Annotated in this window: 7 protein-coding genes and 1 pseudogene; 7 read left to right on the top strand and 1 reads right to left on the bottom strand. The window is 60.8% G+C overall.

Going from position 1 to position 9155, the window contains the following annotated elements; all coding sequences use genetic code 11:
* A pseudogene (locus ACRAUW_RS14825) lies at positions 1-307 on the bottom strand (transposase); the annotation flags it as partial.
* A 635-nt stretch (positions 308-942) separates the two neighbouring features.
* Here ACRAUW_RS14825 and ACRAUW_RS14820 point away from each other — a divergent pair.
* The 7 genes from ACRAUW_RS14820 (at position 943) to rluE (ending at position 9039) form a co-directional block, all read left to right on the top strand.
* Positions 943-2850, top strand: coding sequence for a PTS fructose transporter subunit IIABC (locus tag ACRAUW_RS14820; protein ID WP_431362894.1), 1908 nt, complete (start codon positions 943-945; stop codon positions 2848-2850).
* Between the two features lie 199 nt (positions 2851-3049).
* Positions 3050-4471, top strand: coding sequence for a hypothetical protein (locus ACRAUW_RS14815; RefSeq protein ID WP_431362893.1), 1422 nt, complete (start codon positions 3050-3052; stop codon positions 4469-4471).
* 8 nt (positions 4472-4479) lie between these two features.
* Entirely contained in the window at positions 4480-4893 is a 414-nt protein-coding gene (locus tag ACRAUW_RS14810) for a CesT family type III secretion system chaperone (RefSeq protein WP_431362892.1), read from the top strand.
* Positions 4894-5374: 481 nt separating this feature from the next.
* The gene (gene uhpT, locus ACRAUW_RS14805; RefSeq protein ID WP_431362891.1) at positions 5375-6781 is read left to right on the top strand and encodes a hexose-6-phosphate:phosphate antiporter; all 1407 of its coding nucleotides are present in this window, start codon (positions 5375-5377) and stop codon (positions 6779-6781) included.
* A 219-nt stretch (positions 6782-7000) separates the two neighbouring features.
* Complete coding sequence (locus ACRAUW_RS14800) at positions 7001-7306, top strand: PTS fructose transporter subunit IIB (RefSeq protein ID WP_431362890.1); 306 nt, start codon at positions 7001-7003, stop codon at positions 7304-7306.
* Complete coding sequence (locus ACRAUW_RS14795) at positions 7306-8073, top strand: PTS sugar transporter subunit IIA (RefSeq protein WP_431362889.1); 768 nt, start codon at positions 7306-7308, stop codon at positions 8071-8073. Before ACRAUW_RS14800 ends, ACRAUW_RS14795 begins: the two co-directional genes overlap by 1 nt.
* A 108-nt stretch (positions 8074-8181) precedes the next feature.
* Positions 8182-9039, top strand: coding sequence for a 23S rRNA pseudouridine(2457) synthase RluE (gene rluE, locus ACRAUW_RS14790; protein WP_431362888.1), 858 nt, complete (start codon positions 8182-8184; stop codon positions 9037-9039).
* The last annotated feature ends 116 nt before the right edge of the window (positions 9040-9155 follow it).

Below are 9155 nucleotides of genomic sequence, written 5' to 3'. Positions count from 1 at the left end.
CGGCGGCCAGCAGTCCTTGCATCTGCACTTTGCCCAGACCCCGATAACGCGCATATCGGTGCCCGTGATGCTGTTTCGCATCTGCAAAACTGCGTTCCACTGTCTCTTGCCGCCCCTTGTAAATCTGTTTGCCCACTTCACTCAGCCGGTTTTCGGCTATCCGCTCCCGGTCTTTCTGCCAGACATGTCGGCTTAATTGCTTGATACCCATTTTACTGCGCGTGCATTGCGCCCGTAGCGGGCATTCCCGGCACTTGTCCGGGTCGCTGGCATACAGCCGGTATCCCTCCCAGTTGGTGGTCTGGTAGCCCGTAGGTTCGAATAGCGGAGCGTATTCGGACGTTCGCGTGATCACCTCTATCTTTTCGGCCATCCCCTCTCTTGCCACCACACTCAACACCCAAACAAGCGGTGCAATTCACTTTGTTCATTGCACCCTACGGTGCGTCTATGAATGTGGTTTCATTTGCTCGCTGTTGTGAACTCTCTGGCATCAATGGTGCAACCCATTTCTCCAGCTTGTGCTGCTCGCGCCTCCCCTGCGCCTGCCCCTCTCTTCCCGCCGGCGGGGTTATTTCTGTGCGTTGGCTCACATCCCACTGCCGTTTTTTACCTCACAAATTTACAGACAGAGCGCCCCCATTCACTGAGTAAAAACTCATCGCATGGCCAAGGCGCTGAACCACTCACAAACACAACCAATTGATTTTAATCATCAATAAAAATATGAGCGATTCAATCCGCCCCCATTCCAGCAGTTGTTCAGCTTTGCGATCAGGGTCACACTCAAGGTAATAGCGCACAAAAATCCAGTTATTCGCACATTTGTCCGATAGGGTGACCTCTCCCTCGGCGCGATAATAGTCGGGTCAATTTTGTCTACATGCCGGCCTGCAAGGGCGGCATGCCAACAGGCTCCGGCAACGGAGCGGGGAGAGCGCCATGATCACCACCTTGATCAATGAACATCTGATCAATCTCGATTTGAAAGCGACACGTAAGGAAGAGGTCTTCACCGAGATGGCCCGCCTGCTGGCGTCGCAAGGCAAGGTCAGCGACGAGCAGGCCTTTATCAAGGATCTGTGGGCACGCGAAGAGCTGGACAACACCGGCTTTGAAGAGGGCGTGGCCCTGCCCCACGCCAAGAGTGCGGCGGTCAGCACCCCGGCGGTCGCCATCGGCATCAGCCGCAACGGCATCGACTACGGCGCCGAAGATGGCAAGCCGTCCAAACTGTTCTTCATGATTGCCTCCCCGGCCGGTGGTGCCAACCACCATATCGAGGTGCTGGCCGAGCTCTCCGCCAAGCTGATTGAAGAGGGCTTTATCGCCAAACTGCTGGCGGCCAACACCCCTGCCGATGCGCTGGCACTGCTGCTGGCCAAGAAAGAGGAAGCGTCTGCCGCACCTGCGGCCAACAAGGGGCTGATCATCGGTGTCACCGGCTGCCCGGCCGGTATCGCCCACACCTATCTGGCGGCCGAGTCGCTGGAGCGTGCCGCCAAGGAGTTGGGTTATGAGGTGAAGGTGGAGACCAACGGCTCCATCGGCGTCAAGAACAGCCCGACCGCGGACGAGATCGCCCGCGCTGCCGCCATCGTAGTGGCCTGCGACAAGCAGGTGGACATGGCCCGCTTTGCTGGCAAGCCGCTCATCAAGACCGGCGTGAAAGCCCCTATCAAGGATGGCAAGGGTCTGATTGAGCAGGCCCTGAAAGCCCCGGCCTATGTGGCTGGCAAAGAAGATAAAAAGGGTGAAGAGAAGAGCTCGGGCGGCAGTTCCGATCTCTATCGCTACCTGATGAACGGCGTATCGCACATGATCCCGTTCGTGGTGACCGGTGGTCTGCTGATCGCCCTGTCACTGGCCATCGGCGGCAACCCGACCCCGAGCGGTATGCAGATCCCGGAAGGGAGCATGTGGAACCAGATCCTCAACGTGGGTGTGGCCGCCTTTACCCTGATGATCCCCATTCTGGCGGGTTATATCGCCTACGCCATCGGTGATCGTCCGGCACTGGCACCGGGCTTTATCGGCGGCTGGATCGCCAACAACGGCAGCTTCTACGGCGCTGATGCCGGTACCGGCTTTATCGGTGCTATCATCGCGGGCCTGTTGGTCGGCTATCTGGTGCGCTGGATTGCCACCCGTCAGTACCACAAGATGGTGCAACCGCTGGTGCCGATCCTGATCGCCCCCATCGTCGGGTCGCTCTTTATCGCTGCGGTCTTTATCTTCATCATCGGTGCCCCCATTGCCGACATGATGACTGGCCTGAACGCCATGCTGCTCTCCATGAGTGGTGGCAGTCTGGTGCTGCTGGGCATCGTGCTGGGTGGTATGGCCGGCTTTGATATGGGTGGCCCGGTCAACAAGGTGGCCTTCCTCTTCTCCGTCGGCATGATCGCCTCCGGTCAGACCCAGTTTATGGGTGCCATGGCCTGCGCCATCCCGGCTGCGCCCCTTGGCATGTCGCTGGCTACCGTGCTCGGTCGCAAGCTCGGCATCTTTGACGAGTCCGAGATCGAAGCAGGCAAAGCTGCCGGTGCCATGGGTCTGGTGGGTATCTCCGAAGGGGCGATTCCGTTCGCCGCCCGTGACCCGCTGGCCGTCATTCCGGCCAACGTGCTGGGCAGCATGACCGCCGCCGTGATGGCCTTCCTGTTCGGTATCACCAACAGCGTTGCCCACGGTGGCCCCATCGTGGCCCTGCTGGGAGCCGTCAACAAGCCGCTGCTGGCCCTGCTCTGCATGATCTGCGGTGCCATCGTCACCGGCGTGGTCGCGGTTGCCCTGAAAAAGCTGCGGGCCAAAAAGAGTAATGAGGTGACGCTCGCCAAGGCGGTCTGAGTTCCGCCCTCCCGCTGAAACCTGCAATCAACCAGCAATCAAAGAGGGGCCCAGTGGCTCCTTTTTTTCTTTTCCTGCAATCACTTGGCCATACACAACAACCATTTTCTACAAATTGAGCACCGTTTAGTGACGGAGCACCTGCCGCCATCTTCATAGAATCCCCTCCATACACTAAACTCACTCGTTAGGAAGCCCAATGCAGATCCACGCTCTACAATCACTCGTCAATCAGCAGATCAATCAGCTCGGCCATGCCGATCAGGCAGGCCGCCTCGACAACCAAGGCCATACCAATACAGGGACGGACATCTCCTCCCAAGAACAGAGATTTGCCCAGACGGTCTTCGAGCAGGTTCGCAACATATCCCTCAATCATCAGGAGATCGCCCAGCTGCTGCCGCATATCGCCAGCTTCGACCTGCGTCAGGACAAGGGGGGCAACGCCATTCTCGCCGAATTGCGATCCAACCAGCTCTCCCTCGCCGATGCCAAGCTGCTGCTTGATGCCGCCGCTCGTCAGCTGCCACCCGCGTTGCCGGAGCGTCCGGCCAAACCAGCACCGGCCCTCCCGCCCCGCCAGCAGAACAACACGGTTGATCTCTGCCACCACTTCGCCGGGAAAGATGTGCAGGTATTGGCCAGCAAACCGGCCCCCGGCAGCAATAGTGCAGCCATTTGGCCAAGTGCCAGCAAGCCAGGACAGTTCGGCGTCTTTATTCCGGGCGAAGGGATGAAACACGCCCCGACCCTGGCCGATGCCAAGCGCCAGCTGGATGCCTACAGCGCTGGCCAGCAGACCAGACAGCTGGAAGCCCGCTGGGGCGGCTCCGTCAGTGTGCTGGCAGAAAAGCCAGCTGCCGATTTTGATCGTCCGGCCATCTGGCCAAGCGCCAGCAAACCGGGCAGTTACGGCATCCATATTCCCGGCAAGAGCGCCATGCGGGCCGAAGATCTGGCCAAGGCCGACAGCCTGTTTGCCAAAAATGGTATTGCCGCTCGCCTGAGCGATGGCCAGCACATCAAGGTCAATGGCACCAATCTGCCTGAAGCCGCGCGTGTTTCGCTGGAGCGACAACATCAGATTGCCATCACCCCCATCACCATCAATGGCAAGGAGATCGCCTATCTGTTCAGCGGTCAACAGCAGCTCAACCGGAATGTGCTGTTCTCCTCCCACGGCAGTGGCATCAATGAGGGCACCTTTACCAAGCCGGAGGGGATCGAATTTGACTTTGCCTCGACCCGCAACAATGTGCTGCGCTCCAACACCATGGCCTTCGCCGAGAAGCTCAAGGACGGGCTGGTAGCGTTCAAGGAAGAGAGCCAGATTTACGACACCCATAGCCGGGAGGCAACCAACTACCTGCTCAATGGTGGCATTCGCACCAAACCGGAGCAGGCTGCCGAGCTGATCGGGCGGATGAACCGCGACGGGGCCGAAAAGCCTTTTGATTTTGTGCTGCTCAACCGTGAGGCCAAGGGGGTTCACTTCGCAGATCTGCTGCAGGCGTTCCAAGACACAGTAGGGTGGCTGCCCGACCAGCTGGTCTGCCACTTCTGCCGTCCGCAGGATGAGAACAAGGGTCTCTTCGAAGTCAGCAACAACTATCTGGGATGAGTCACGCCATGAACCTTTATACCACTCTACTTGGCGAGCTTGCGGCACTCCTCGACATCGGGGCCATAGAGCAGGATGAAACGGGCCATGCCTGCCTGACGCTGGACAAGCTCTGGGCCATTCATCTGGCCCCGCTAGGCACAGAGAGCATGGTCATGTTCCTGCGTGCCGGCGCCCTTGGCAGCGACGCGCAGGCGCGCGAGCTGCTGCGCTGCAACCTCTTTAGCGCCGAGCCCTCGACCATCCGGGTGGCGCTGGGTCAGGACGATCATCTGATCCTCTGGTGCCAGCTGCCGCTGGCAAACAGCGAGGCCGCGCAGATCCAGCTTGCCCTGCAGCAACTGGTCGCCCAGGCGGTCGCGCTGAGTTGTGAAGGGGAATCCTCCCCACACAGCGACAATCTCTCCACCTTGAGGGTCTAGACAATACGCAGGAGTGCACTGGGCACTCCTGCCCCCCTCTTTGACCAGTCCGTCAATCCCGCGGGCTGGCCCTTTTTCTCTCCGCGCCCCCCTCGCGCCATCGCTTGCAAGATGCCCTTCCCCCTCACCAACTGGCTGAAATGGCAGCAATCCGGCGTCAGCGGTGTGATGTTTCTCACGCTTTATCCGCGAAAGCGCAAAAACTAGGATAATTTCCTACCCCCACTAGGGATGGCTCTCAAGCCATTTTTTCCGCCCCTGATTAGAGTCACCCTACCTGATGTCGTGACCCGCACCACGACGGGCGAAATTCCCCGTCCTTCGGCAGCGGGCCCGGGTTTATATGGATGGAGCGTCGAGCGCAGCAACCGCTGACAACCCCGACGTTCCGTTCCCCCTTCCGTGGCGTGACCTCGAACAACCTATCTACCAATGAGGGGCGCGGCGGCAATACCGTCTATCTCGCAGAGGATGAACGAAGATGTTTAAACTGCTCGAACAGGTCCGGGTCCCCACCCTGAACCTGCCGGTCGAAGCCCGGCGCAAGCTCTGGTTCAAACCGTTTATGCAATCCTATCTGGTTGTGTTCATCGGTTACCTGACCATGTATCTGATCCGCAAGAACTTCAACATTGCGCAGAACGACATGATCCAGGAGTACGGTCTATCCATGACCGAGCTCGGCATGATCGGCCTTGGCTTCTCCATCACCTACGGGGTGGGCAAGACCATCGTCTCCTACTACGCCGATGGCAAGAACACCAAGCAGTTCCTGCCGCTGATGCTGATCCTCTCCGCGCTCTGCATGCTGGGCTTCAGTGCCAGCATGGGCGGCACCGGTTTCAGCCTCTACCTGATGATCTTCTTCTACGCGGCTAGCGGTTTCTTCCAGAGCTGCGGCGGCTCCTGCAGCTACTCCACCATCACCAAGTGGACGCCCCGCAACAAGCGCGGCACCTACCTCGGCATGTGGAACCTCTCCCACAACGTGGGCGGTGCCGGTGCGGCCGGTGTGGCGCTGTTCGGTGCCAACTACCTGTTCGATGGCAACGTGCTCGGCATGTTTATCTTCCCCTCCATGATCGCGCTGGTGGTCGGCTTTATCGGCCTGCGTTTTGGTAGCGATTCGCCGGAAGCCTATGGCCTTGGCAAGGTGGAGGAGCTGTTTGACGAAGTGGCGAGCGAAGAAGACGTCGCCACCGAAGAGCAGCAATTGACCAAGTGGCAGATCTTCGTCAAGTACGTGCTGCTGAACAAGGTGATCTGGCTGCTCTGCTTTGCCAACATCTTCCTCTACGTGGTGCGCATTGGTATCGACCAGTGGTCCACCGTCTATGCCCACCAGGAGCTCGGCTTCTCCAAAGACGTGGCTATTCAGGGCTTTACCTTCTTTGAAGTGGGCGCCCTGGTCGGTACCCTGATGTGGGGCTACCTCTCGGATCTGGCCAACGGTCGCCGTGGTCTGGTGGCCTGCGTGGCGCTGGCACTGATCATCGCGACTCTGGGGCTCTACCAGCACGCCACCACCCAGTTCATGTTCCTGGGCTCCCTGTTCCTGCTGGGCTTCCTGGTATTTGGTCCGCAGCTGCTGATCGGCGTGGCCGCCGTGGGCTTCGTGCCCAAGCAGGGCATCAGCGTGGCCGATGGCGTCAAGGGCACTTTCGCCTACCTCATCGGTGACAGCTTCGCCAAACTGGGTCTGGGCATGATTGCCGACGGCACCCCCATCTTCGGCCTGACCGGCTGGACCGGCACCTTCGCGGCGCTGGACATGGCCGCCGCCGCCTGTCTGGTGCTGATGGCCTGCGTCGCGGTCGCTGAAGAGCGCAAGATCCGCCGCATCAAGCGCGAACTGAAAGCCGCCGAGCTGGCCGCCCAGACCGCCTGATCCCCCTCTAGATTGTCGCTGATTGTTCAGGGCCACCCACAGAGGTGGCCCTTGTTGTTTGGAGAAAACACACGTCCCACTGACCAGACATCAGCCCAGCCAGCCGCTCAAGGGGGAGACATATCCCCATCAAGATCCCACTTTTCATATGCACTTTTGGTAAAAACTCCCCGCTGGCGCTATCTTGTTGCTCCCCCTTGTCAGCATCACAGAGAGCAGATGAAGATCGTCGCCGTCACCGCTTGCCCGACCGGTATCGCCCACACCTATATGGCTGCCGATGCCCTGCAAAAGGCCGCTACTGCGCTGGGGCTCAAGATCAAGGTCGAGACCCAGGGTGCCATGGGGGTGGAGAACTCCCTCACTGCCCGCGACATCGCCAGCGCCGATCTGGTGCTGATCGCCTCCGACATCGAGATCGAGCAGAAGGAGCGCTTCCTCGGCTGCCATATCCATCGGGTGCGCCTCGAGACCGTGTTGCTGGATGCGCAGGCAGTGTTAAGAACCGTGCCAAGACCCGGCTGATGCCAAGCCGTGAGATCACTTTCTACTGCCAGCAAGGGTTGAGCATCACCCGGGCCAAGCAGTTGAATCGGCTGACAGGGATGTTCAGATCCACCATCCGCTGCGCCAACCTCACCCGGCGTCAGAGCGTTGCGGCCGACAACCAGCTCGCCCTGCTCACCCTCGCCACCCAGCCGGGCGATCTCTGCCAGTTGCAGATTGAAGGGCGCGATGCCGAGCTGGCCCATATGGCATTTACCTGCTGGTGCGGAGAACTGGGTCAACCCCTGGTGCGTCCCGCCAGCGCCGCGCTGGCGGAGTTGCGACTCGCCAACGCCCTGCCCGACTACCATTTTGCCCTGCGCCAGCTGGCTCACAGTCCTGCACAGCTGACCAAGAGCGAGGCGCTCGAACACCTGATCGACCTGCTGCCCGCTGAGCTGGTCAGCAACAGAGCCGCGCTGGAGGAGGCGATCAGTCGGCGCGAGCAGGTCTCGGCCACTATCATCTGCCCCGGCCTCGCCATGCCCCATGTGCTTTGCGAGGGGATAAGCCAGCCCGCCCTAAGCCTGCTCAGCAGCCCGGCCCCCATCGAGTGGGGCTCGCAGCTCGGGCCGGTGCAGATCATCATCCTGCTGGCGGTGCCGACCGGCTGCGGACGCGACACCCTGTCCCCCCTCACCCGGCTGGCCCGCGCCCTGATGGACGAAGTGATAAGCGGCGCACTGCTGCAAGCAAGCTCGGCCCCAGCCAGACAAGCCATCGTGATTGAAAACCTGCTCGGTTGACTCCCGGCCGGAAGCCGCCAATTTTCCCGGGATCTCTTTAGCTACTCCTCCTATTCATCCTGCCGTCAGGCCCCTGTGGTACACTCGCTGCCATCGTCTGTCTGAAGTGTGTATCCGATGAAATCTCCCCGCTCCCGTCTCTCTGTCAGCCGCACGCCGCGCGATAACGCCCCGCGCTCGGCAGCCAAACCAGCCGCTCCCCGCCATGCTTCCCCCCGCAAACCGGAGCTGGTGCCCGAGGATCGCAAGCTGCTGCTCTTGAACAAGCCCTACATGGTGCTCTGCCAGTTCACCGACGAGGCGGGCCGCGAGACCCTCAAGGATTACATCAAAGAGCCCGGCATCTATGCCGCAGGGCGGCTCGATCGCGACAGCGAGGGGCTGTTGCTGCTCACCAACGATGGCAAGCTGCAGGCGCGCCTCACCCAGCCGGGGGAGAAGACCCCCAAAACCTACTGGGTGCAGGTGGAAGGGATCCCCAGCGAGGAACAACTGGCCGCCCTGCGCGCCGGAGTCGAGCTCAATGACGGCATGACCCTGCCCGCCGGGGCGCGCATCATGGATGAACCTGCGGTGTGGCCGCGCAATCCCCCCATCCGCGAGCGTAAGGAGATCCCCACCAGCTGGCTGGAGATCAAGATCATAGAGGGGCGCAACCGGCAGGTACGGCGAATGACCGCTCATATCGGCCACCCCACCCTGCGCCTTATTCGCTACGCCATCGGTGACTGGACGTTAGATGGTCTGGCCCCCGGCGAGAGCCGCGCCCTGCAAGCTCCCGAGCTGGCGCCCGCCCCGCGCAGTCAGGGCACGGGCAGCAGCAATCCGCGCACCGCCCAACCGACCCGAAGCCCGCATGGTCAGGGACAGGGGCGCGATAGCCGTGACACGAGCCCGCGCCCGGCCAATCGCAGCGGCGGCCGTGGCACCGCACGCCGACCGGCCCGCAGCAAACCCTCGGAGTAACGCGCAGCCCGCTGGCAATCGAATTGTAAAGAACCGCGCTGAATCGAGCCCCAGCTCCGGCTGGGGGCCAAATCGGTAACGAGACAAGGAGTCCTTATGAGCGATAACCTTCCTGC

This window comes from Aeromonas sp., assembly GCF_050633025.1.
In the GTDB taxonomy this organism is placed as follows: Bacteria; Pseudomonadota; Gammaproteobacteria; order Enterobacterales; family Aeromonadaceae; genus Aeromonas.
This window is presented reverse-complemented; position numbering and strand designations above follow the sequence as displayed.